Annotated in this window: 17 protein-coding genes; 7 read left to right on the plus strand and 10 right to left on the minus strand. The window is 62.6% G+C overall.

Going from position 1 to position 23946, the window contains the following annotated elements; translation table 11 throughout:
* The first annotated feature begins 3 nt into the window (after positions 1–3).
* The 3 genes from RSO67_RS03225 to RSO67_RS03235 all read left to right on the plus strand — a co-directional run bounded on the left by RSO67_RS03225 (position 4) and on the right by RSO67_RS03235 (position 4471).
* Positions 4–798, plus strand: a complete 795-nt coding sequence (locus tag RSO67_RS03225) for a peroxiredoxin (RefSeq protein WP_315842335.1) — start codon at positions 4–6, stop codon at positions 796–798.
* A 91-nt stretch (positions 799–889) separates the two neighbouring features.
* Positions 890–2248, plus strand: a complete 1359-nt coding sequence (locus tag RSO67_RS03230) for a M23 family metallopeptidase (RefSeq protein WP_315842336.1) — start codon at positions 890–892, stop codon at positions 2246–2248.
* Between the two features lie 159 nt (positions 2249–2407).
* Complete coding sequence (locus tag RSO67_RS03235) at positions 2408–4471, plus strand: carbamoyltransferase C-terminal domain-containing protein (RefSeq protein WP_315842337.1); 2064 nt, start codon at positions 2408–2410, stop codon at positions 4469–4471.
* Here RSO67_RS03235 and RSO67_RS03240 read toward each other — a convergent pair.
* On the minus strand, positions 4468–5448 hold the full coding sequence (locus RSO67_RS03240; RefSeq protein WP_315842338.1) for a tripartite tricarboxylate transporter substrate binding protein: 981 nt from the start codon (positions 5446–5448) through the stop codon (positions 4468–4470). The genes RSO67_RS03235 and RSO67_RS03240 overlap by 4 nt on opposite strands.
* A gap of 196 nt (positions 5449–5644) precedes the next feature.
* A complete protein-coding gene (locus tag RSO67_RS03245) occupies positions 5645–6514 on the minus strand; it encodes a fumarylacetoacetate hydrolase family protein (protein WP_315842339.1) in 870 nt (289 codons plus the stop codon).
* Between the two features lie 228 nt (positions 6515–6742).
* On the opposite strand from RSO67_RS03245, the gene RSO67_RS03250 reads away from it, so the two are divergent.
* On the plus strand, positions 6743–7372 hold the full coding sequence (locus RSO67_RS03250) for an XRE family transcriptional regulator (RefSeq protein WP_315842340.1): 630 nt from the start codon (positions 6743–6745) through the stop codon (positions 7370–7372).
* Between the two features lie 85 nt (positions 7373–7457).
* Here the strand turns inward: RSO67_RS03250 and RSO67_RS03255 are convergent, their stop codons facing one another.
* From RSO67_RS03255 to RSO67_RS03275, 5 genes are all read right to left on the minus strand, one after another.
* A complete protein-coding gene (locus RSO67_RS03255) occupies positions 7458–7841 on the minus strand; it encodes a hypothetical protein (RefSeq protein ID WP_315842341.1) in 384 nt (127 codons plus the stop codon).
* Between the two features lie 173 nt (positions 7842–8014).
* Positions 8015–8893 carry an NAD(P)-dependent oxidoreductase gene (locus tag RSO67_RS03260; RefSeq protein WP_315842342.1) on the minus strand — a complete coding sequence of 293 codons (879 nt, stop codon included), beginning with the start codon at positions 8891–8893 and terminating at the stop codon, positions 8015–8017.
* 3 nt (positions 8894–8896) lie between these two features.
* Positions 8897–10028 (minus strand): peptide chain release factor 2 gene (gene prfB, locus RSO67_RS03265; RefSeq protein ID WP_120289384.1). Its coding sequence is split into 2 segments (ribosomal slippage): positions 8897–9958 and positions 9960–10028, totalling 1131 coding nucleotides; the frame shifts between segments, so codons are not numbered across the junction.
* Positions 10029–10136: 108 nt separating this feature from the next.
* Entirely contained in the window at positions 10137–12629 is a 2493-nt protein-coding gene (locus tag RSO67_RS03270; protein ID WP_315842343.1) for a penicillin-binding protein 1A, read from the minus strand.
* 246 nt (positions 12630–12875) lie between these two features.
* Positions 12876–14174, minus strand: a complete 1299-nt coding sequence (locus tag RSO67_RS03275; RefSeq protein WP_315842344.1) for an N-acetylmuramoyl-L-alanine amidase — start codon at positions 14172–14174, stop codon at positions 12876–12878.
* 699 nt (positions 14175–14873) lie between these two features.
* On the opposite strand from RSO67_RS03275, the gene RSO67_RS03280 reads away from it, so the two are divergent.
* On the plus strand, positions 14874–18035 hold the full coding sequence (locus RSO67_RS03280) for an Rne/Rng family ribonuclease (protein ID WP_315842345.1): 3162 nt from the start codon (positions 14874–14876) through the stop codon (positions 18033–18035).
* Positions 18036–18111: 76 nt separating this feature from the next.
* On the opposite strand, the gene RSO67_RS03285 is transcribed toward RSO67_RS03280, so the two are convergent.
* From RSO67_RS03285 to RSO67_RS03295, 3 genes are all read right to left on the minus strand, one after another.
* Positions 18112–19452 (minus strand): dicarboxylate/amino acid:cation symporter, encoded by a 1341-nt coding sequence (locus RSO67_RS03285; protein WP_120289380.1) that lies wholly within the window; start codon positions 19450–19452, stop codon positions 18112–18114.
* A gap of 118 nt (positions 19453–19570) precedes the next feature.
* A complete protein-coding gene (locus RSO67_RS03290; RefSeq protein ID WP_315842346.1) occupies positions 19571–20179 on the minus strand; it encodes a biotin transporter BioY in 609 nt (202 codons plus the stop codon).
* A gap of 17 nt (positions 20180–20196) precedes the next feature.
* Positions 20197–21399, minus strand: a complete 1203-nt coding sequence (locus RSO67_RS03295) for a pyridoxal phosphate-dependent aminotransferase (protein ID WP_315842347.1) — start codon at positions 21397–21399, stop codon at positions 20197–20199.
* 112 nt (positions 21400–21511) lie between these two features.
* On the opposite strand from RSO67_RS03295, the gene RSO67_RS03300 reads away from it, so the two are divergent.
* Positions 21512–22927: a M48 family metalloprotease gene (locus RSO67_RS03300; protein ID WP_315842348.1), complete on the plus strand. Its 1416-nt coding sequence runs from the start codon at positions 21512–21514 to the stop codon at positions 22925–22927.
* 114 nt (positions 22928–23041) lie between these two features.
* Positions 23042–23890, plus strand: a complete 849-nt coding sequence (locus RSO67_RS03305) for a DUF3313 family protein (RefSeq protein ID WP_315842349.1) — start codon at positions 23042–23044, stop codon at positions 23888–23890.
* Positions 23891–23946: the final 56 nt, after the last annotated feature.

Below are 23946 nucleotides of genomic sequence, written 5' to 3' on the forward strand. Positions count from 1 at the left end.
TCCATGGCCAAGAAAGCCAGCAAGAAACCCGCAAAGGCCGCCGCCAAGAAAACGGCCAAGACTGCTTCTCTCTCGAAGGCGAAGAAGCCTGCCAAGGCTGCGGCAAAGTCCCCAGCCAAAAAGGCTGCCGCCAAGCAAGCCAAGCCTGTGGCGAAAGCCGTGTCCAAGGCGCTAGCCAAGCCAGCCGCCAAGGTCGCGAAGGCTCCTGTCGCCAAAAAGGCTCCAGCGACTAAGACGATCGCCGCGAAGGCGTCGCCCAAAGCAGTTGCGAAGCCTGCGCCGCCCTCCGTGGCGGCACCGAAAGCAACTCCCGAGAAAATCGCACCGGCGCCTAGTGTTGCAGCCGAGGGGGCCAAGGCTCCGGCCTTCCAGTTGCCGCGCGATGGCGGCGCCACGGTCTCGCTGTCGGACTATGCCGGCCAGAAGCTGGTGATCTTCTTCTACCCCCGCGCCAGCACGCCGGGCTGTACCAAAGAGGCCATCGACTTCACCCGCCTGTCCGCCGACTTTCAGGCAGCCAACGCCGCCGTGCTTGGCGTCTCGGCCGACCCGCTGAAGGCTCAGGAGTCGTTCCGCGACAAGTTCGCGCTGGGAGTTCCGCTGCTGTCGGACGCGACGCAATCGATGCTTAAAGCCTATGGCGCCTGGGGCGAGAAATCGATGTACGGCAAAACCTTCGAAGGCGTTCTTCGCACGACGGTTTTAATCGACGCAAAAGGCAACGTCGCGAAGATCTGGCGCGGCGTCAAAGTGGACGGACACGCAGACGCGGTGCTCGAAGAAGCACGTCGGATTTGATCAATGTCATTTGCTCAAAATTAACCATGAAGGGCTCAAATCGCCTCCGTTGAGCCAGCCGACGAGTCTCCGGCTGGCATCAGGAGTGCTGATGTCGAACCGCCCTACCCAATATGCCGAGTACCCTCAGCACCACGCACACGACCATGGACGGCCACAGGCTCGCCGCGTCGGGCCGGTCAAGGCGCCGCCCCCGAAAGCCAATCAAAGCGATTACACGATCGCCCATCGTGGCAAGCAGGTTCGCATCGGACCTGTCGTGTTCTGGATCGTCGTCGGCACGGTAACCGTGCTGGGAGCGTGGTCTGCGGCCACAGCCACTTACTTTGCCTTTCGCGACGACGTGCTCACCAAGCTCATCGCGCGCCAGGCGGACATGCAATACGCCTACGAAGATCGCATCGCCGAACTCCGCGCCAAGATCGACCGCACCACCAGCCGCCAGATGCTGGACCAGGAGCAGTTCGACCAGAAGCTCGATCAGGTCATGCGCCGGCAGACCACGCTGGAATCGCGCGCCACGGCGCTCGGCGCCATGCCCGATCTGTCAATCACAGGCTCGATCGGCAAGCCACCGGCCCGCGGCGCCGCGATCGAGCCGACGACATCGATCCCCAAGCCGTCGCCGATCAGCGACACGGTGACCTTCGTAGCGCCGCCGGACCGCGAAGCGCGGCTTGAGTCCCGCACCCCTGCTCTCACCGCCCAGCAACCGAACCAGTTCGCCAAACTCGGCGGCGTCGACAATGTGATCGGTCGTTTGCAGGCCTCGCTCGATCAGGTCGAGAGCCGCCAGATTGCGACACTCGCCGCGGCTGAAGAATCCATGGACTCCAAGGTTCGTCGCATGCGTGGCGCGATCTCGGACCTCGGGCTCAATATGGCGAAACTCGAATCCGCCACACCGCGCGCGCCAATGGGCGGCCCGTTTGTGCCGGTCAAACTGTCCTCGAGCGCGGATCCGTTCGAACGCCAGCTCTACCGCATCCACGTGACCCGTGCGCAGATGGACAAGCTCAACCGGACCATGGCTCTGGTGCCCTATCGCAAGCCCGTCGTCGGCGAAGTCGAATTCACCTCGGGCTTCGGCGTGCGCAGCGATCCGTTCCTGGGCCGCCCCGCAATGCATACGGGCCTCGATTTCCGCGGCGCCACGGGCGACCCGATCCGCGCCACGGCCAACGGCCGCGTCGTCTCCGCGGCCTATGCCGGCGGCTACGGCCGCATGGTCGAGATTGACCATGGCAACGGCCTGTCGACCCGCTACGGCCATATGTCCGCGATCAACGTCAAGGTTGGCGATATCATCAAGATCGGCCAGGTGATCGGCCTGGTGGGCTCGACCGGTCGCTCCACCGGCCCGCATCTGCATTATGAAACCCGTATCGATGGCGAAGCTGTCGATCCGCAGAAATTTCTCCGCGCCGGCGTTCGCCTCAACGCAGGCTGAACTGGATGTGGGGCATTGTTGCCCTGCCCCTGATGTGATTGAAGCGGGTCTCCGTCAATCCGAGGCAGCCCGTTGAAATCCCCCCGACACATCGGTCCCCGTTTCCCCCGTCTCGGCCGGTTCTGTTTCCGCGCCACACGACGGGTCGCGACCTGGGCGATGACGCTGGCAGGTTTTCACGCCAACGACTCCCATTTCACGGTCCGTCGCATCTCGGAGCTCCGCGCCAAGCTGGCGCGCGGCGAAACGATTCTGCTCGCCGGCCTCGGACTGCCCGGCACGCACAATTCGGGCGTGGCGCTGGTCGAAGTCACGCAGGCTCACGGCCCGCGCCTCATCATCAACAACGAAGAAGAGCGCTTCTCGGGCGACAAGCACACCACGCAATATCCGCGCGCAGCACTCGATGCGATGCGCGTCACGCTGCGCGCCATGGGCCGTGACGTCGCCGATATCGATGCATGGCTGACGACCTGGGACTATCCCGATCTGCTCGGCACGCTGGTGCGAAGCATCGTCGAAGAACTTCCCGACGGATTGAAGCTGCTGCGCACCAAGAACTCCGTCAGCTTCGACGCACGACGCCTCGAGCAAATGACGCGGACCCCGAAGCTGCTCCGGAAGCAATTCGGCCTGCCTGCGCGTGTCCCGCTGCTGATGATGCCGCACCACGACAACCACGCCTGGTTCTCATTTGCAGCGTCGCCATTCGAAGACAGCAATGAGCCAGTCGCTATCGCCGTCCTCGACGGGACCGGTGATCAAGGCTCGATCTCGCTCTATGTCGCCGAGCACGGCGAGATGAAACGGCTCTATTGCAATAACAGCGTCTTCGACTCCCTCGGCGCGTTCTACAGCGTGATCTCTTCAACACAGGGCGGCTGGACTTGGCTCTCCAGCGAGGGCCGCTACATGGGCGCCGCCGCCTGGGGCGACATGGATCGCGCCAGCAATCCGTATTACGCTCGCTTGCGCGAGGTACTGCATTTCGGGGCTGACGGCGAGATCCAGCTCAACCGCGCGATGGGCAACTGGTATTGCGACCCGTTCGAGGCGCCTTACAAGTCCGCATTGATCGATATCCTTGGCAAGCCGCTCAAACCAGATCAGCTCTGGAATCCGGACGCCGTGCTGCGCGTCGAAGATATCCAGCATCGGCCGGATACGCAGGATCGCCTCGATAAGGCCGCGGCCACACAACTCCTCTTCGAGGACGCGATGAAGCACGTCGTCGATCATCTGCTGCGCACCACCGGCGCGCATCGGCTGGTGCTCTCCGGCGGCGTGGCACTGAACGCGCTCGGCAACATGCGACTGCTGCAGCATTTCGACGAGAACTGGTTCACCCAGGCTCAGGGGCGTGCAAAACGACTGCATCTCTGGATCCCACCGACACCCGGCGACCCTGGCGTGACCATCGGCGCAGCCTGGATGTTCGCGCATCTCATCGGCGCGCCGCGCGGTGCCGCGATGACGCAGGCGTTCTATTGCGGCGATGCGCCGACACAGAGCGACATCACCGCGGCATTGCAGGCTGACGACATCAAGACACAGACGATCGGCGTTATCTCAACGCCTGAGGGTTGCGATACAATTGCCGACCTGATGGCCTTCGTGGTCGGGCAGAACGCCATCATCGCGCTCTATCAGGGCGCGGCAGAAACCGGCCCACGTGCGCTCGGCCATCGCTCAATCCTTGCCAATCCCTGCGATGCTGGCACGCGCGAACGGCTCAATGAACGTGTGAAATATCGTGAGGCGATCCGCCCGTTGGCGCCGATGGCGACGCTTGACGCGGCGCACGAGTATTTCGATTTGCTGGAGGGCGCGTCCGACGCGGATTACAACGCCTATAACTATATGGTGCTGACGGCACAATCGAAGCCGCATGCACGGGACAGAATCCCAGCCGTGATCCATGCCGATGGCACCGGCCGTATCCAGATCGTCCGCGCCGAGGACGATCCGCTCACTCATGCCTATCTCAAGGCGCTCGGTCGCCATATCGGCGTTGAGTTGTCGGTGAATACCTCATTCAACGTCGCTGGCCCGATCGCACAGACGCCGCAGCAGGCCGTCGAGACCCTGCGCCGTTCGGCGGGTCTCGACGTGGTGCTGATGGTTGCAAGCGACGGTCAGGTGACTGCCGCCTGGCATGGCGGCACCCGCGACAGCGGCCGCTTCACGGCCTGGCTGTCGGAGTGGACACGCAGCCGCAGTTAGACCTTGCCGATCTTCCTTGCGACGGCAACCAGACGCGCACTATCCTTGGCCACGAACGCCGCGAACTCTTCCGAGTCCTGATAGGCGGGCATGTTACCGGCAGCCTCGAACGTCTTCGTAACTTCCGGATCGCTCATCGCCTGCTTCATTGTCTCGCGCAATCTGGTCACGACCGGTGCAGGCATTCCCTTCGGCGCGAACAGGCCGGCCCAGATGTAGAACTCGACATCGGGATAGCCCAATTCCTTGAACGTCGGCAGATTCGGGAAGGCAGCGAGGCGTTCGCCGCCGAAGTTTGCGAGAACACGCAATGTCCCGGCATCCACATGTTGCTTGAGTGTGCCCGGCGCCGAGGCCAGCGCCTGGATTTGGCCGCCCAGGAGATCGCTGATCGCAGGCGTTGCGCCACGATACGGCACGTGAAGCAGCTTGATGCCGGCGGCGATCGCAAACATCTCCATCGAGACGTGCAACGTACCGAACGGGCCCGACGATCCGTATGATATCGCTCCGGGACGCGCCTTGGCGTCAGCGACGAATTCCTGAATCGTCTTCCACGGCGCACTGGCCGGCACCGCGAACAGGGTCGGATCCGCGAGCACGCGCGCGACCGGTTGCAATTGGTCGACTTCATAGGCCACCGGCCGATCGTAGATGCGATCCGACTCGGGCAGAACCGCAAGCGACGACAGCGTCATCAGCAGCGTATGCCCGTCAGGCTGGGCGCGGGCAACGGTCGCGTTGCCGAGCGAGCCGCCAGCGCCACTGCGGTTGTCGATGATGACCGGCTTGCCGAGGACCTTCTGCATATAGCTCGCGACCGGACGCGCGGCGATGTCGGCCTGCCCGCCAGCCGGAAATGGCACGACCATGGTGATGTTGCGACTCGGCCAGGCTTCCTGCGCGCGTACACCCTGACCGGTCAAAGCGAGCGTCGACAAGCCCCCGAGGCCTGCAATGAAGTCGCGACGTTTCATACTTGTCTCCCGTTTTGTTTTTGAGCAACGCATTGGTTTCAGTCGCATCCGGGGGACGACGCGCCATCTCGGGAGACAGCGCCTGCTCGCCCTGGAGCTCTTTCAAAGCTCTAAGTTGTTGAAGCTCGCAGAATTGAGCGTGGGGCAGATGATGCCCCGCGCCTCTTCATCAAAACCGCAACCTGTGTAGGCTTAATCAGCCGACCGGGTTTTCGAGTTTGCCGATGCCGCTGACCTCGATCGTAACCACGTCGCCCTTCTTCAGGAAGCGCGGCGGCGTGAAGCCGAGGCCCACGCCAGCCGGCGTTCCCGTCGCGATCAGATCGCCCGGCTCCAGCGTGATCCCTGCCGAGAGCGTCTCGATCAGCGTCGGAATGTCGAAGATGAGATCGGTCACCGACGCATCCTGGCGCTTTTCGCCGTTGACGGATGTCGTCAGTCGCATTTTCGTCGGGTCGGGCATCTCGTCAGCGGTCAGGATCGCCGGACCCATCGGGCAGAAACCGTCGATGCCCTTGCCGATGAACCACTGGCGATGCTTGTGCTGCAGCGTGCGTGCCGTGACGTCATTGATTATCGTGTAACCGAACACATGCGCCAGCGCGTCTTGCTTCTTGATGCCGCGGCCGCCACGCCCGATGACGACCGTCAACTCACCTTCGTAGTCGGTGCTGTCGGTCGGATCGAGATAATTCGGAATCGACTTGCCGGAACCGATCACCGTGCTCGACGGCTTTGTGAAGATGACTGGCGCTTCCGGCACGACTTCCTTTGCCGAGGAGTCGAAACCGCTGCCCGCGAATTCCTTCGCGTGCTCATGGTAGTTCTTGCCAACGCAAAACACGTTGCGTGCCGGGCGCGGGATTGGCGCAAGAAGCTCGACGCTGGCGATAGGAAGGGGCGCGCCCGCTGAAGCGGTAAGCGCATCCTTCAGGCTATCGAAATTGGCAATTAGCGCAATCATATCGGGGACAACGTCCCGCGGCAGCGGCGAGACCTGAGTGAGCGCCTGATCTGCAATGCCGACCGTGGCCCGGCCCTCATGCAGGAAAGTAACAAGGTGCATTCTTCCTCCTGATATGTCTGCTTGTCCGGCGAACGGATCGCCGGCATCTTCTAAAGATACACCTATCTTCGATAGAAGATTTTGGCAAGCTGGTCATCCCGGCTATTTATTCTTTAGAAGACGCACGCGGTCATCTGCCGCAGCAGGATGTGACATGGCGGGCAACGGCGCCTAAGATGGAATCACCAGCGGATTACATCCGCGAATAACATTGGAGCAGCACCCGACATGGCGAAACCGGCGACGCGGAAGGTCGTTCGTGAAGACCCCGTCAGTCGCGCATTCGGCGATCGGGTTCGCATATTGCGTGAACAGGCCAACCTGACCCTGGAGCAGTTCTCCAGGCAGTCCGGTGTCAGTCGGGCGATGCTGTCGAAAGTCGAGCGCGGCGAGAAGAGCCCGACGATCGGGGTCGCGCGACGTATCGCGCTGGCTCTGGAGACATCGTTCTCGACGCTGATGGGCGACGACGATGCGCCGCGCCGCGCCTTCGCTGTGGTGCGCAAGGATCAACGCCAGATCTTTCGCGATTCAAAGACGGGCTTCGAGCGCTTCCTGCTGTCGCCCGTCATGGCCGGCATGGCAGTCGAAGTGGTCCTGCATCACCTGCCCCCGAAAACCTCGACCGGCAAATTGCCCGCCTACCCGCAGGGCACATCCAAACACGTCCTTGCCACGCACGGACGCGTCACCGTGAGAACCAAGGACACCGAGACGGTTCTGGATGAGGGTGACTCGCTGTATTTCGAAGTCGACGTCGAGCACTGGTTCGAGAACAAGACTGCGCGCCGGTGTGAATACTATCTCGTGATTTCGGTGCCTCCGAGTTACGGGCGACGCGGCGACGGCAAGGTCTAGCACACGTTCGCAAGTTTGAAGGCCCCTCGCTCACCTGCGAGCGAGGGGCCGGTTTGCTAGCAGCCAATTTCAATCTGCCACACGATTACTTCTTCAGGCAGAGACCAACGGTCGGCGTCGTGGCGCACTTCGTGCCATCCGGCGCGCCGCCACTCGGGCAGACAACGGACACCAGCGTCTCCGTCGCCTCGCAGCTAATCGCGCCATCTGCCTGCACCGCGCGGAAGCTGACCGGTGCCGCGTCGCCCTTGTCACCCTTGGCGCCGGGCGTGCCCTGCGGACCTTGAGGTCCCTGTGCACCCGCCTGTCCCTGCGCGCCGGGAATGCCCTGAACGCCTTGCGCACCCTGCGGACCGGCCGGCCCCTGCGCACCGGTCTCACCCTTCGGACCTGCTGGTCCGGGATCGCGGCCGCAGCCGCCCAGCATCAATGCAACGCCAACAGCAAGAATTGGAATGATCTTCTTCATGCCCCACACCCCGTTGAATTCGTGACACCGCGACATGCGGCGTCAGGATAAGCCAGCGCCGGATGTTGAGTTCCGGCACGCGGATGATATCGGGTGGCACGAAGAACGGAAGCGGACGCGCGGCAGCCAGAGTGTTTCAAGACGCCGCAGACTTTGGCGGGCGGTTAGCTTGCTCAGCCGTCTCTCGGTTGCGAGATGAGCTCGATCATTTTGGCTTCGTCATCGTCGGGCGCGAAAGCCTTTGCCTTTTCATAGGCTTCGACAGCCGCCGCGCCGACCAGGGGCCTGGCCTGCAAAAGCTGCTCCGCCAATCTCACAGCATAGGCCGCATCCTTATGGCGCAGTGCGGAGGTGAAGGATGCACCTGAATAATCGCGGGCCACCATCCGCGGCGCATGTCGCAGCACCTGTGGGCTTGCCGCAACGCCGCTCGCGATGGACTCCAGCACCAGCTTCATGTCCAGCCCGGCATGTTCTGCAATGGCCAGACCTTCGGCGAGCCCAGCGATATGGATTGCGCCCATCAGGTTGTTGATCAGCTTGTAAACCGTCCCCGATCCGACGGGGCCGAAATGTCGGATCGTCGATCCGATCGGCGCCAGGAACGGCCGGGCCTTGTCGAGGTCCGCAGTATCCGCGCCGACCAGCAGCGTGAGCTTGCCGCTCGCAGCCGCATCCGGCAGACCGGTGACCGGACTATCGATATAGATCAGGCCGCGATCCTGCAGCGCCCTGGCAAGGTCGAGCGCGTGCTGGTGCGATACTGTCGAACATTCGATCGCCAACGCGCCCGCCTTCGCAGCCCTCCCGGCACCATCTGCGCCGAGCCACACAGTCTGTGAAGCCTCGTCATCGGCGACCATCGTGACGATGGCGTCGGCGCCTTCGGCTACATCCGCCGGCGAAGCTGCCCAGCGTGCGCCACGTGCGATCAGATCTTCTGCTTTCGCCCTGCTGCGATTCCAGACGGCAACGCTGAAACCGGCTTCGAGATAGCGGCCGGCCATGCCGTGCCCCATGCGTCCTAAACCGATGAACGCAACATGGGGCATGGCTCAGTCCACGTCGTCGATGGCGCCTGGCGATGTGCCGAAGGCGCGCTGCGCCAGTGTCGCCGCCATGAACTCGTCAAGGTCGCCGTCGAGCACGCCAGAGGTGTCCGACGTCTGCACGCCGGTGCGCAGATCCTTCACCATCTGATAGGGCTGCAACACGTAAGAGCGGATCTGGTGACCCCAGCCGATATCGGTCTTGGCAGCCTGATCGGCGGCGGCCTTCTCTTCGCGCTTCTTCAGCTCGATTTCGTAGAGTCGCGCACGCAGCATGTCCCAAGCCTGGGCCTTGTTCTTGTGCTGCGAACGGCCGGCCTGACAGACCACGGCCACGCCGCTCGGAATATGCGTCAGACGCACCGCCGACTCCGTCTTGTTGACGTGCTGACCGCCCGCGCCGCCTGAACGCATCGTATCGACGCGCACATCGGACTCGTTGATGTCGATCTTGATGCTGTCGTCCACGACCGGGAAGATCGCGACGCTCGAGAACGACGTGTGCCGACGAGCGTTTGAGTCGTAAGGCGAGATACGCACCAGACGATGCACGCCGCCTTCGGTCTTCAGCCAGCCATAGGCATTGTGGCCGGAGATCTGGATGGTCGCCGATTTGATGCCGGCTTCTTCACCCTGCGTCTCTTCGAGATACTCGATCTTGAAACCGTGCTTTTCAGCCCAGCGCGTATACATGCGCAGCAGCATCGAGGCCCAGTCCTGGCTCTCGGTGCCGCCGGCGCCGGCATGGACTTCGAGATAGGTGTCGAAGCGATCGGCCTCGCCAGAGAGCAGCGCTTCCAGCTCGCGGCGCGCGACCTCTTTCTTCAGCGCCTTGAGCGCATTCTCGGCTTCCGTCACGACGCTCTGGTCGCCCTCGGCCTCGCCGAGTTCGATCATCTCGACGTTGTCGTCGAGTTCACGCGTGACCTTGCCGATGCCTTGAAGCGAGTCCTCAAGCGAGGTGCGCTCCTGCATCAGGCGCTGGGCCTTTTGGGGGTCGTTCCAGAGATTGGGGTCTTCGGCGAGAGCGTTCAGCTCAGCCAGTCGTGCCGTGGATGCATCGACGTCAAAGATGCCTCCTCAGCAGCCCGACTGACTGCTTGATCTCTTCTACAAGGCGTTCGATTTCAGCGCGCATGGAAACTCTGATCTGGCGGCATCAGCCGCAATACGAATGGTGATCGGGATGTAGCGGCGTGCGCGGCAAAGCGCAATCCGCAAGGATCTGCTGTAGGTCAGATGAGCCTCAATACAGGCCGCCCGTTCCCGGTCGCATGAAACTGCGGTCGGTTTCCGGCGACACCGAGAGCGAACGACCGTCCGCATCGGCGACACCGATCACAGAGTAGTTGTCCGGCGGCGCGGTGCCCGGCTTGAAGGCCTCGAGGATGGTGCGGCCGCCATCGCCCGGTCCGGCGCGCATGCCCGACTTGGCGTCGACGCGGATCAGCTTGATGCCGGCAGGCACGCGGAACGGTACGGCCGGCTTGTCGGCGAGCGCAAGCTTCATGAAGTCCTTCGCAATCGGCGCAGCCAGCGCACCGCCGGTGGCCTTGTTGCCGAGGTTCCGGGGCTTGTCGTAACCGACATAGATACCGACGACGACGTCAGGCGAGAAACCGATGAACCAGGCATCCTTCTCATCATTGGTCGTGCCGGTCTTGCCAGCGATCGGCTTGCCTACTTCGCGGAGCACGGTCGCGGTGCCGCCTTGCACGACGCCTTCCATCATCGAGGTGATCTGGTAGGCGGTCATGGCGTCGAGCACCTGCTCGCGGCGATCGACGAGCTGCGGCTCGGCCTGGTTCTTCCAACCCTCCGGCGCGTCGCAGCCGCGGCATTCGCGCTGGTCATGCTTGAAGATCGTATGCCCGTAACGGTCCTGAATACGGTCGATCAACGTCGACTTCACGCGGCGGCCGCCATTGGCGAACATCGAATAGGCCGTCACCATCCGCATGACGGTCGTTTCACCGGCGCCGAGCGCATAGGAGAGATAGTTCGGCAATTCATCATAGACGCCGAACCGCTTGGCATATTCGCCGATCAGCGGCATGCCGACGTCCTGCGCCAGTCGCACTGTCACGGTGTTCAGCGAGCGCATCAACGCATTACGCAGCGTCACCGGGCCGTAATACTTACCGGTCGAATAGTTTTCCGGACGCCACACCCCGGCGCCCTGCCCCTGATCGATCTCGATCGGCGCGTCGACCACGACGGTGGACGGCGTGTAGCCATTGTCCATCGCTGCCGAATAGACCAGCGGCTTGAAGGATGAGCCGGGCTGACGATAGGCCTGCGTGGCGCGATTGAACTGGCTCTGGTCGAACGAGAAGCCGCCGACCATGGCGAGCACACGTCCGGTCAAGGGATCCATCGCAACCATGGCACCGGACACTTCCGGATACTGCCGCAGCCGGAACTGGCCTTCGACGACGGAGCCGTCCTTGTTTGTGAGCGGATCGACATAGATCACGTCGCCCGCGGCCAAAACCTGCGACACGGCCGTCGGTGTTTTGCCCTTTGTCGGGCCGGCGGCGGGTTTGGCCCAGCGCACGCCGTCCAGCGTGAGGATGCCGGTCTGGCGATCCTTGAGCACGGCACCGCCGAGTTCACGGCCCGGCTGGAAGCCGATCCGCGCCGACTGATCACTGACATCCAGCACGACGGCGAGCTTCCACGGCGCGATGTCGGACAGTGCTTTCACCTCGGCAAGTTTCACGCCCCAGTCGCCGGAAATATCGATCTTGTTGGTCGCACCGCGCCAGCCACGGATCTCGTCGAAATTGATCAGGCCGTTGGTCATGGTCTTGCGGGCCATCACCTGCAGCTTGGGATCCAGTGTGGTGCGGACCGACAGGCCGCCCTCATAGAGCTTCTTTTCGCCGTAGCGTTCCAGGATGTCGCGGCGCACTTCCTCGGCAAAATACTCGCCAGCAAAAATGTGACCCGAACTGTTGCGGCCGGTGACGCTCAGCGTCTCCTTGCGCGCCTTGTCGGCATCGGCCTGCTTGATCCAGCCGTTCTCCAGCAGACGATCAACCACATAGTTGCGGCGTTCGATAGCACGGTCGCGGTTCTTGATCGGATGCAGCGACGACGGCGCCTTCGGCAAAGCTGCGAGATACGCCGCTTCCGACACGGTCAGTTCGTTCACCGACTTGTCGAAATAGACCAGCGACGCAGCGGCGATGCCATAGGCACCGAGGCCGAGATAGATTTCGTTGAGATACAATTCGAGGATCTTGTCCTTCGAATAGGTGCGCTCGATGCGCATCGCCAGCAAGGCTTCCTTGATCTTGCGGGTGAAGGAGACCTCGTTGGTCAGAAGGAAGTTCTTCGCAACCTGCTGCGTGATCGTCGATGCGCCCTGCGGCCGGCGGTTGGAGCCGAGGTTCTGCGCATACAGCACCATCGCACGCGCCATGCCCGAATAATCGAGGCCGCCATGCTCGTAGAAATTCTTGTCTTCGGCCGCGAGGAACGCGTTGATCACCAGCTTCGGCACGGCCTGAATCGGCAGATAGAGCCGGCGCTCCTTGGAGTATTCACCGAGCAACGCGCCGTCCGCCGCGTGGACGCGTGTCATGACCGGCGGCTCATAATCCTGAAGCTGCGAATAGTCCGGTAAGTCCTTGGAATAATGCCAGATCAGCCCGGCTGCGGCGGCGACGCCCACCAGGAACACCACGGTTCCTGCAGCGAACAAGAAACCCAGAAACCGCACCAGCAGACGCATTATCGACGATCCGTTTCAATCGCTGTGCCGCAATATAGCATACGGCGGCCCCCATGGGCGCGAAGTCAGCAACAAGTCCCGCGGCAAAAATCAGCAAGGAGACAACCCGAAATGGACGTCAGTCTTGACCGATTCTGACAGCCACACGGAAATTTTTATAGAGCTCCGGCTGTGGCCAAACTAGGGCTTTCATACTGAAGGCCGGGGCTTTCGTACTGAAAGATTTGTCATTTTCAGTTCCGGTCGTCAGTTTCCCGGACCGGCAGAGACCATCCGCTTGGAGAAGAAGCCGTCGATCGCCTTGGCGACCGCCCCGACAGTCTTGGAGCGCCAGTTCTCGGACATCAGCTGCTGGAGATCGTCCTTGTTGGACACGTAACCCAGTTCGATCAGCACCGAGGGGACGTCCGGGGCCTTGAGCACGCGGAAACCTGCCGACTTGAGGGGATGCTTGTGCATCCGCGCCGTGGTCTTCATCTCGCCCACCACAAGCCGGGCAAAGCGGTTTGAGAAGGTTCGGGTTTCGCGCTGCGCCAAGTCGATCAGGATGTCGGCAACGTCGGTTGGCTCTTCCGTCAGATTGACGCCGGCAATGGCGTCCGCCTTGTTTTCCGAGTCTGCCAGCCGCTCCGCCTCCGCATCGGAGGCCTTGTCGGACAGCGTGTAGACGGTGGCGCCCTGCGCATCCCCCTCGCCGCGCGGCAATGCGTCGGCATGGATGGAGACGAACAAAGCGGCCGACTGGTTGCGCGCCACCTTCACCCGTTCATCCAAGGGAATGAACGTATCGTCGGCGCGGGTCATCACGATGCGGTATTTGCCGAGCTTCTCCAGACGGTCACGCAGGGCCAAACCGAAACCCAGCACGATCCCCTTCTCGCTCTCGCCGCCGGCCTGGGTGCCGTTGTCGATGCCGCCATGACCGGGATCGATCACGATGACTGGACGGGCGTCCGGCGCGGCATCGGGCACGGCGCTGGCGACCACCTTAGTGGCAACCGGAGATGCCACAGCAGTCGTTCCGACGGCCGGTCGCAGATCCGGACGATTCTCAACCGCCAGCGCCTGTACGAATGTCGTGCGATCGACCGATTCGAGTTCGATCACCATCCGCGCCGGCTGCCCGTTGGCGGAATCGAGCGCGTAGGAATTCTTGATCTTGGCTGGTCCGGTCAGGTCAAACACCATGCGCGACCCGCCCGGCATCACCAGACCGTAGCGAAACGCCTTGATCAGGCCGCGGGAGACCGTCCCGGCGCCGGGATCGAGATGGAAATTGACCTGGGGAAGATCGATGACCACCCGATATGGGTCAGCCAGCGCAAAGGCACGCAGCGGGATCTTCCTGTCGAGATCGAGAATGAAACGGGTCTGTTTCTCGTCGCCAGCGATCCGCACGTCGGAGGCGATCGGGAACACACCCTCGATTTCCGCGCGTGGCGTCTCGCCGGCGGCCTGGGCGGAGTTCGGGCACCAAAACAGCCCAAAAGCGGCACTGAAGAGCACCGTGGCCAGCCTGACGATGTGGTTTGCGCGGCTCGTCAACGAATCCACTGCCTCCGAAGCAGCCCCTCATTAACCCAATAGGATTGCAGGGTTAACCGGAGCTTAAGTCGGCCGTATCGAATAAGCCTGAGTGTTGCAGCCTTGTGACGCTTCCCTTGCATGCGACCCCCATTCCTCGTATGTACGAAGAGCTGACGGTTTAACTCCCGGTTGTGTCGTGTTCAGCCTCCCGGTGCAACGCTCGTTCCCCCGACCATCTATCGGTGGATCCAGCGTTTTCCGGCCTCCTCTCTACAACCAGCGCAGCGCGCGGTTGCCCAGAGAGGCGGTCCTAGCCCAGGCGGTGTCCGGTCCCAGGTCCTTTCTCGCTCCCGGGGCGGCTTTAGACACTTCATGACGGATTATTCCGGCCTTACGGGCGGAGTATGCGACAGCCGGTGACCGCGTTCTGCGGCGCGCCGGACGTCAGCAAAAGGCGGCGCCTTTGCCGCCAAGATGTTCAGACGGGCCGACGCTTGATGCGCCAGACTGTGATGCCGACCGAGACCCAGGTGGGAACTATGCCGATGCGAGGCCCAAGCCTCGCGCGTCGCCCCGCACTGACCTCGCGATCGGCACGGCGTTCAGGGCTGTGTTTCGGCCTTCCCCTCACCCCCGAATCAGGTGGACCGTTGCGTCACCCGGCTGCGCGACACGCGCTTGCCGCCACGCATGCCGTCCGCCTCCATGAGCTTCCAAATGCCAAACAAAATGTTGATCGATGCGACCCACCCGGAAGAGACCCGGGTCGTCGTGGTTCGCGGCAATCGCGTCGAAGAGTTTGATTTCGAGACTGCGCAGCGCAAGCAGCTCCGCGGCAATATCTATCTCGCCAAGGTCACGCGCGTCGAACCGTCGCTGCAGGCCGCCTTCATCGAATACGGTGGCAACCGCCACGGCTTTCTAGCTTTCAGCGAAATCCATCCGGACTATTACCAGATCCCGGTCGCCGACCGTCAGGCGCTGATCGAGGCGGATGAACGGGCCCATCGCGAAGCTGAGGAAGAGACCGAAAACCGCTCCAACCGTAAGCGCTCACGTCATCGCAACTCCCGTCGCCGCGACCGTGGTGAGCGGGTGCAGAGCGACGTCGTCGATACGACAGCGATCGATCCGTCGCAGGCCGAACAGCCGCGCGATCCGGCCTTCGAGGTCCACAGCCATCCCCATGATGACGGGCACCACGCTGCCGATCACGACCATCATGACCATGACGGTCACGAGCACACCCACGCGCATGAGCACGCCGAAGGCGATCATGCGCACGACCATGATCACCACGATCATGCCCCCGCACCGGTCGCGTCCGAGAGCGTCGCTGCCGAAGCGGCGGCTCCCGAGGTCGTCGTGTCCGAGGTCGTTGCATCCGAGCCTGTGACCGAACAGCCTGTTTCGGCAGGGTTCTCGCCTGCTCCGGTCGAAGCCGTTGCGGAGACGCCAGCGCCAGTCACCGCCGAAGCGCATGATGATCACGCGCATGACGAACAGATTCAGGCCGCTCACGCCGAAGAGAACGCGGCGCATGCCGAGGACGTTCACCACGAAGAGCGCGCCGAGGGTGAGCACACCGCTGCCGCTGACAGCGACGAACACGACGACGAGGAAGACGAAGAAGACGGCGAGGAAGAAGCCGAAGAGGATCAGGTCGAATCCGTCGGCGGTGACGACGTTCTCGAGGAAGTCCCCGAGCGCGCCTTCCGTCCGCGTCGCCAGTACAAGATCCAGGAAGTCATCAAGCGCCGCCAGGTCATGCTGGTGCAGGTCGTCAAGGAAGAGCGCGGCAACAAGGGCGCTGCGCTGACCACCTACCTGTCGCTCGCCGGCCGCTACGCCGTGCTGATGCCGAACACTGCCCGTGGCGGCGGCATCTCGCGCAAGATCACCTCGGCACAGGATCGTTCGCGTCTCAAGGAAGTGGTGTCGGACCTCGACGTGCCGGAAGGCATGGGGATCATCCTGCGCACCGCCGGTGCCTCGCGCACCAAGCCGGAAATCAAGCGCGACTTCGAATACCTGATCCGGATGTGGGAAACCGTCCGCGACATGACGCTGAAGTCGCAGGCCCCGACCCTCGTCTACGAGGAAGGCTCGCTGATCAAGCGTTCGCTGCGCGACCTCTACAACAAGGAAATCGACGAAATCCAGGTTGCGGGCGAAGCCGGCTATCAGGAAGCGCGCGACTTCATGCACATGCTGATGCCGAGCAATGTGCGCGCGGTGAAGCAGTATCGCGACGGCCAGCCGCTGTTCTCGCGCATGGGCGTCGAGAGCCAGTTGGACGCGATGTTCTCGCCGACCGTGCAGCTCCGCTCAGGTGGCTACATCGTCATCAACCAGACCGAAGCGCTGGTCTCGATCGACGTGAACTCGGGTCGTTCGACCCGCGAGCACCACATCGAAGACACCGCGCTGAAGACCAATCTCGAAGCCGCCGAGGAAGTCGCGCGTCAGCTCCGCCTGCGCGATCTCGCCGGCCTGATCGTGATCGACTTCATCGACATGGACGAGAAGCGCAACAACCGCGCTGTCGAACGCAAGATGAGCGACTGCCTGCGGCAGGATCGCGCGCGCATCCAGGTCGGCCGCATCTCGCATTTCGGCTTGCTGGAAATGTCGCGCCAGCGCATTCGCGCCAGCGTGCTGGAGAGCTCCACCGATATCTGCCCGCATTGCGGCGGCAGCGGTCATGTCCGCTCGGTCTCGTCAGTAGCCCTGCAGTTGCTGCGCGGCCTCGAAGAGACCCTGATGAAGGGCGCCACGCATAACCTGATTGTGCGCACCCGCACCGATGTCGCGCTCTATGTGCTGAACCACAAACGTGGCCATCTGCGCGATCTCGAAAACAGCTTCAAGGTGACGCTCGCCGTCATCGCCGATCCGAATGTCAGCGGTCAGCAGTCCTTCGTGATCGACCGCGGCGAACAGGTGCATACGCTTGAAGCCGCCAAGGCGCTGCTCGCGGCGCAGGTTGCGGCCTTCCCGCCGCCGCTGGAAGAAGAACCCTTCGACGACGAAGACCTGTTCGAGACGGAAGCCGAGATCGAGACCGAGGAGACCGAAGGTCTCACCGACGACGAGACCTCGGGTGAAAGCGCCGCTGGCGATGCAGACGGTGATGGGCGCAAGCGCAAGCGTCGTCGGCGCCGTCGTGGTCGCTCGGGCGAAGCCCGCGAGGGCGGCGCCCCCGGTCGCGAGGGCGGCGAGTTCCAGAACGCCGCTGAAGGCGCGGTTGAAGGTAACGTCGAAACCGTTGGCGACGACAGCGAAGGCGAAGACGACGAGACCGACGATCAGCCCCGTGAAGCCCGTACCGACCAGCCGGCCGATGGCGAGCGACGTCCGCGTCGCCGCGGTCGTCGTGGCGGTCGTCGTCGGCGTGGTGGTAACGACGAAGGTCTGGCCGGATCGATTTCCGATGAACTCGGACCGACGCAGAGCTCGGAAGCCAGCGATGCTGTGGCCGATCTCGAAGGTCAGGACACGCGCCAGCACGCAGCTCCGGACGCCGTGACGTCCTATGCCGCACCACAGCCACAGGCCGAACAGAGCCGTCACGACGCCGTGCCGATGTTCGCTCCGGCAGCGCCTGAGCCGGCGCCGGCTGCCCCTGCTCCTGTCGCAGCACCTTCCCCCGTGCAGGAAGCCGCGGCACCGCAGGAAGATGACAAGGCTGCAGCACGCCGTCGCTCGACGGTGCGCGAGAAGGTCAACTTCGGTTCGACGTCTCCGGAGCCGCAGCCCGCTGCAGCGCCTGTGGCCACTACACCGGAGCCGACACCTGCTCCTGTGGCCGCAGCGCCAGCAGCCGAAGCCCAGCCGCGCAAAGCTGGCTGGTGGTCACGCGTCCTCGGCAGCGACTAAGCGCCTTCCAACGCAACAACGAAAAAGCCGCCCGGCAAAACCGGGCGGCTTTTTTAGTGCTGCGATCTACTGCGAATCAGTCCGTCGTGATTGCCGTTTCCACATCCGACGGATCAATGGTCTTGTTGAGATTGGCGTGCATCGTGTCGTGATCAAGCTCGCCTTCCCACCACGACACGAACACCGTAGCAATGCCGTTGCCCGTGATGTTGGTAAGCGCGCGCACCTCGCTCATGAATTTGTCGATCGAGAACACGATCGCCATGCCGGGCACCAGACGCGGATCGACCACCGACAGCGTGGCTGCCAGCGTGATGAAGCCGGCACCGGTGACGCCCGAAGCGCCTTTGGAGGTCAGCATCGCCACGATCAGGATAGTCACCTGCTGGCCGAACGACAGATCCACACCGAGCGCCTGGGCGATGAACAAGGTCGCCAGGGTCATGTAGATATTGGTGCCGTCGAGGTTGAACGAATAGCCGGTCGGCACCACGAGGCCGACGACCGATTTCGAACAGCCCAGACGCTGCAGCTTCTCCATCAGCTGCGGCAACGCGCTTTCCGACGAAGAAGTACCGAGCACGATCAAAAGCTCATCCTTGATGTAGACGATGAACTTGAAGATGTTGAAGCCGACGATGCGGGCAATGATGCCGAGCACGACCACCACGAACAGTGCTGCAGTCGCGTAGAACAGCACGATCAGGCTCAGCAGGTTGGTGAGCGCTGCCGGGCCGAACTTGCCAATGGTGTAGGCCATCGCGCCGAATGCTCCGAGGGGGGCCGCCTTCATGACAATGGCGATCACGCCGAACACGGCATGCGACGTCTCATCAATCATGTCGCGCAACCTGTGGCCACGCTCGCCCAGCGCCATCAGCGCGAAACCGAACAGGATCGCAAACAACAGCACCTGCAGGATGTCGCCCTTGGCAAAAGCGCCGACGACGCTGTCGGGGATGATGTTGAGCACGAAATCGACCGACTTCGTCGCTTCGGCCTGCTTGACGTAGTTGGCGACTGCGCCCGCGCTGCCTTCGGTCTTGGTCACCAAGCCATGGCCGACCTGGAACAGGTTGCCCATCACAAGACCAAGGATCAGCGCGAAGGTCGAGACGATCTCGAAATAGACCAGCGCCTTGATGCCGACGCGGCCGACCTTCTTGGCGTCCTGGATATGGGCAATGCCAGACACCACGGTGCAGAAGATGATCGGCGCGATCACCATCTTGATCAGCTTGATGAAGCCATCGCCGAGCGCCTTGATCCATTCATTGGTGGCGAACTGAGGCTCCAGCCACCCGACCAGCACACCGATCACGATAGCGATCAGCACCTGAATATAGAGAACCTTGTACCAGGGCTTTTTGACCGGAGCGGCCGCTCCCGGACCCGCCGTTGCCGTTACCGCAGACATTCCGCTTCAACTCCCTGAGCATTTTTACTGCCGCGGTCATTAGTCACATGGGCGGCCTCTTGCAAGCCGCCACGCGGAATTACTTGGGCGATTAACGAACAAATATCGCGCCGAGCGTTCAGCGATACCGGCGATCAACCATTCCGCGCAGGACGGGTACCAGGATCGCGCCCAATGTGTTCTTCACTAATGCCCCCGCCAGGAACGGCATCACGCCGACCAACCAGGCTTTCTCGGCACCGAGCTTCATACCGTAAGCCAGCCACGCAAAGCCCATGGCCATGATCACGATGTGGCCGATGGCCATGGCAACGAACAGGCGGACCATCGAGCGATCCCATCCGCGTTCGCTGAACCAGCCCGTGATGAACGCAGCAACGACGAAGCCGGACAGGAAGCCGGCCGTCGCCCCTGTGAGCGGCTTGAGGCCACCAACGGGCCCAGCGAACACCGGCAATCCCAATGCACCGACGGCGAGATAGGCGATGATCGTCAACGTGCCGAGGCGCCAGCCATAGACGGCGCCGATCATCAAAACAACCAGCGTCTGCAGGGTCATCGGCACATATGGCAATGGCAGATTGATCTTCGCCGAAACCGCCAACAACGCGACGCCAAACGCTGCCAGCACCACGGCACGGCGCGCAGCGGCAAGGCCCTCACCGCGGCTTGGCCACCACACACTGGCGATCGAGACGTGGGGCAGATTCGAGACGGATGAATCCATCGACAAGACAGGCTATCTCACTTCGGGCCGCCCTGCCCGAGCCATTTGCTGATCCGCGCGACCGCCTCATGCATGTCTTCGGTCGAGCTCGCATAGGAGAAGCGAATATAGGATTTGCCGTGGATCGGATCGAAGTCGCTGCCGGGTGTTGCGGCGACGTGCGCCTGTTCCAGCATCTGCTTGGCAAAATCGAAGCTGTCCGACGTGAATTTCGACACGTCTGCATAGAGATAGAAGGCGCCATCGGCCGGCAGGAAGTCCGTGAGACCGGCTTGCGGCAATCCTGCGGTCAGGATGCGGCGGTTCTCCTGATACCCATGCTTGATGTCTTCCATCTGTACATGACCGTCGAACGCAGCTTCTGCCGCAATCTGCGACAGCGTCGGCACCGAGATCGACAGGTTCTGCTGGAGCCGTTCCATGGACCGCACCAGTGGTTTCGGCACGACCATCCAGCCGACGCGCCAGCCGGTCATGCAAAAGTATTTCGAGAACGAATTGATGACCAGCGCGTTCGGCGATAGCTCGGCCGCGGTCACTGCCGGGAATGCGTAATCGAGGCCATGATAGATTTCGTCGGAGATGAAGCGGATGCCCGCATCATCGGCCGCGTGGATCAGGCTGGTGAGCGCTTCGCGCGACATCATGGTGCCTGTAGGATTGGCCGGGCTCGCGACCAGCACGCCCTTCAGCGGTTTTTCGCGATGCGCGGCGAGCAGATCCTCGGCGGTCAAGGCATGGCGCTTGTCGGCATGGGTTTCGATCAGCACCGGCTCGCAGCCTAGCGCAGTCAGAATATGCCGATACGGCGGATAGCCGGGCACGGTGACGGCGACGCGGTCGCCGGGCTCGAACAGGGCCAGGAAGGACAGGATGAACGCGCCGGAGGAGCCGGTGGTCACCACGATCTGCTCCGGATCGACCGTGCAGCCATAGACGTCGCGATAATGCCTGGAGATCCGCGCGCGCAGCGACGGGGTGCCGAGCGCGGCGGTATATTCAATCCGCCCGTGCGCCAGTGCGGCCTGCGCGGCATCAATGGCCACCTGTGGCGCGGGCGCTGCCGGCTGCCCGACTTCCATGTGAATCACGTGCCCGCCAGCGGCCTCGATCCGCGCCGCGGCGGCCATCACATCCATCACCATGAACGAGGGAACGTTGCTGCGGGCGGAGGCTGCAAGAAGGCTGTGTGCCCGGGCTTTGAGGATCGTATCTGGCATAAAAATCTGCTATCTGCGCGGCGTTATGCACGTTACGGCATGGGAACAACGCCGCGCTCCCGCCGCAATATTTGACTTATTAGGGCTTATATCGAGATCCGAACCTCGGCCAATGATGAAAGACCTGCAGCTGCAGCCTAGAAGGGCTGCATATCGATTGTTCTCGAAGCTGACCACGCTGCTGACCGCGGCGGCATTGACGCTGACGCCAATGGCGGCCCATGCGCAGCAAGGCGGTGCCCCGCGCCTGCTGCGCGACGCCGAGATCGAACAGCTGCTGCGTGACTATACGCGCCCGATCCTGCGTGCCGCGGGCCTCGAAAAGCAAAACATCCAGGTCGTCATCATCAACAATGCCAGCTTCAATGCCTTTGTGGCTGACGGTCGCCGCATCTTCGTCAATCACGGCGCGCTGATGCAGTCACAGACGCCGAACCAGCTGATCGGCGTGCTCGCCCACGAGACCGGCCATCTCGCCGGCGGTCATCTGTCAAAGCTGCGCGAGCGCATGGCGCAGGCACAAACCCAGATGATCGTGGCGATGCTGCTCGGCGTCGGCGCCATGGCGGCCGGAGCGCGCGGCGGCAACTCCAATGGTGCTGCCGGCAATATTGGTGCTGCAGCGGTCGCCGCGCCGCAAGCGATGATGATGAATACGATGCTGTCCTATCAGCGGCAGCAGGAAGAAAATGCCGACCGCGCCGGTGTCAAATTCCTGAACCAGACCGGCCAGTCGTCCAAAGGCATGTACGAGACGTTCCAGCGCTTCGGCACCGACAGCCTGTTCGCAGCGCGCGGAAGCGACCCGTATATGATGTCGCATCCGATGCCCCGAGAGCGCGTTGCCGCCCTTGAGGAGCTTGCGAAGTCGAGTCCCTATTGGGACAAGAAGGACGATCCCACCCTGATGTTGCGCCACGAGCTGATGCGCGCCAAGACCGCCGGCTTCATGGAGCAGCGAGACACGGTGCTGCGGCGCTATCCGCCATCCGACACCAGTCTGCCCGCGCAATATGCCCGCGCCATCGCCACCTATCGCCATGGCGATCTGCGCGTAGCCGTCGAGCAGATCGATGCGCTGATCAAGGCGCAGCCGAACAATCCGTATTTCTACGAGCTGCGGGGCCAGGCACTGCTGGAAGGCGGCAAGCCCAATGAGGCCATCGCGCCGCTGCGCCGCGCGGTGCAGCTCTCCAACAACGCGCCACTGATCGAGATGATGCTCGGCCAGGCGCTCGTCGCCTCCGACAACAAGGCCTATACCGACGAAGCTATCCGCATCCTGCGCACTGCTGTGGCGCGCGAGAGCGAAGCACCCGCCGGTTATATGCAGCTCGCCATGGCCTATGGCCGCAAGGGCGAACTCGCAGAGGCCGACCTGGCCTCGGCCCAGGCCGCCTTCCTGCGCGGCGACAACAAGACCGCCCGTGACCTTGCGTCGCGCGCCAAGGCGCGGTTTGCCGTGGGTACGCCCGGCTGGGTGAAGGCCGATGACATCATCGCCGCAAAAATGCCGGGCAAGAACTAGCGCGCCTCCCTCTGCAATGTTCTGCAACAAATGGCGGCTGATCCGTAATCTTTCGCAATGTGGCTGACAATTTGTCTCCGTACGCAGTGTCCGTGACTATTGGGGGACATCTCTATGCGCGCGAACGCCATCAACCACGTGTTGAAACTGATATGCCTGCACGCTCTGACAGCAACTGTCGCTGGATGCGCCACGGCCCAACTGGAGACATCAGGGTCTCTCGCCTCGTATAACGACCTCGCGCCCGCCGACGGCATCACTACCAAATCCAAGATGCGCGTCGACAAGGCCGGGGTCCTGGCGGCCAGGAGCGTCAGCATCATACCCACGTCGTTCTCTCATGCCGCATCTCGAGCCGCCCTCACCGACAAGCAACGTCGCGTCATCGCGAATGCTGTCGACCGTTCCGTCTGTATCGGACTGAGCGACCGCTTCAACGTGGTCCCATCCGGGCAACCCGCCGACCTAACGGTGCATGTTACCGTGACGCGTGTGACCATCACCGATCCGAATGTCGCTGGAGCCGCTAAGGTTGCCTCCGCCGCACCGATGTTCATCAGTGCAGGCTTTCCTATCGTCGTCCCCCGGATCCCGTACGGCATGGGCGGCCTGTCGGTCGAAGCGGAAGCTCGCGACGTACAAGGCCAGCAGAAAGCGGCATTCGTCTGGGCCCGCGATGCTGACATGTTGACGAGCACGCCGCGCGTTGCGGCATCCGGCGATGCCTACGATCTGGCGGGCGAGTTCGGCGCAGATTTCAGCAAGCTCCTCATTACCGGTGAAAATCCGTTCGACAAGAAGCTGTCGACGCCCAGTATGCAGCGCGTGAATTCGGCCTTTGGGGGCAAGCCCAAATACGCCGCCTGTGATGCTTTCGGGCGCACCGGCGTTTCCGCCTTCATCGGCGGAAAAATGGGAGCACCTCCAGAGTGGAACGACGACGCGATGCCGGTGACGGAATGACCGGACATGCATGACAGTGATTACCGTCCCTCCGCCCAAGACAGCTATGCTACGAC

It is taken from the genome of Tardiphaga sp. 709 (assembly GCF_032401055.1).
Lineage (GTDB): Bacteria > Pseudomonadota > Alphaproteobacteria > Rhizobiales > Xanthobacteraceae > Tardiphaga.

Excerpts from the sequence above, each read along its gene's own strand:
- RSO67_RS03225 (WP_315842335.1), top strand. The coding sequence starts at position 4 with ATGGCCAAGAAAGCCAGCAAGAAACCCGCAAAGGCCGCCGCCAAGAAA.
- RSO67_RS03255 (WP_315842341.1), bottom strand. The coding sequence starts at position 7,841 with ATGAAGAAGATCATTCCAATTCTTGCTGTTGGCGTTGCATTGATGCTG.
- RSO67_RS03245 (WP_315842339.1), bottom strand. The coding sequence starts at position 6,514 with ATGCACCTTGTTACTTTCCTGCATGAGGGCCGGGCCACGGTCGGCATT.
- RSO67_RS03280 (WP_315842345.1), top strand. The coding sequence starts at position 14,874 with ATGCCAAACAAAATGTTGATCGATGCGACCCACCCGGAAGAGACCCGG.
- RSO67_RS03250 (WP_315842340.1), top strand. The coding sequence starts at position 6,743 with ATGGCGAAACCGGCGACGCGGAAGGTCGTTCGTGAAGACCCCGTCAGT.
- RSO67_RS03285 (WP_120289380.1), bottom strand. The coding sequence starts at position 19,452 with ATGTCTGCGGTAACGGCAACGGCGGGTCCGGGAGCGGCCGCTCCGGTC.
- RSO67_RS03230 (WP_315842336.1), top strand. The coding sequence starts at position 890 with ATGTCGAACCGCCCTACCCAATATGCCGAGTACCCTCAGCACCACGCA.
- RSO67_RS03240 (WP_315842338.1), bottom strand. The coding sequence starts at position 5,448 with ATGAAACGTCGCGACTTCATTGCAGGCCTCGGGGGCTTGTCGACGCTC.
- RSO67_RS03305 (WP_315842349.1), top strand. The coding sequence starts at position 23,042 with ATGCGCGCGAACGCCATCAACCACGTGTTGAAACTGATATGCCTGCAC.
- RSO67_RS03290 (WP_315842346.1), bottom strand. The coding sequence starts at position 20,179 with ATGGATTCATCCGTCTCGAATCTGCCCCACGTCTCGATCGCCAGTGTG.
- RSO67_RS03295 (WP_315842347.1), bottom strand. The coding sequence starts at position 21,399 with ATGCCAGATACGATCCTCAAAGCCCGGGCACACAGCCTTCTTGCAGCC.
- RSO67_RS03270 (WP_315842343.1), bottom strand. The coding sequence starts at position 12,629 with ATGCGTCTGCTGGTGCGGTTTCTGGGTTTCTTGTTCGCTGCAGGAACC.
- RSO67_RS03235 (WP_315842337.1), top strand. The coding sequence starts at position 2,408 with ATGACGCTGGCAGGTTTTCACGCCAACGACTCCCATTTCACGGTCCGT.
- RSO67_RS03260 (WP_315842342.1), bottom strand. The coding sequence starts at position 8,893 with ATGCCCCATGTTGCGTTCATCGGTTTAGGACGCATGGGGCACGGCATG.
- RSO67_RS03300 (WP_315842348.1), top strand. The coding sequence starts at position 21,512 with ATGATGAAAGACCTGCAGCTGCAGCCTAGAAGGGCTGCATATCGATTG.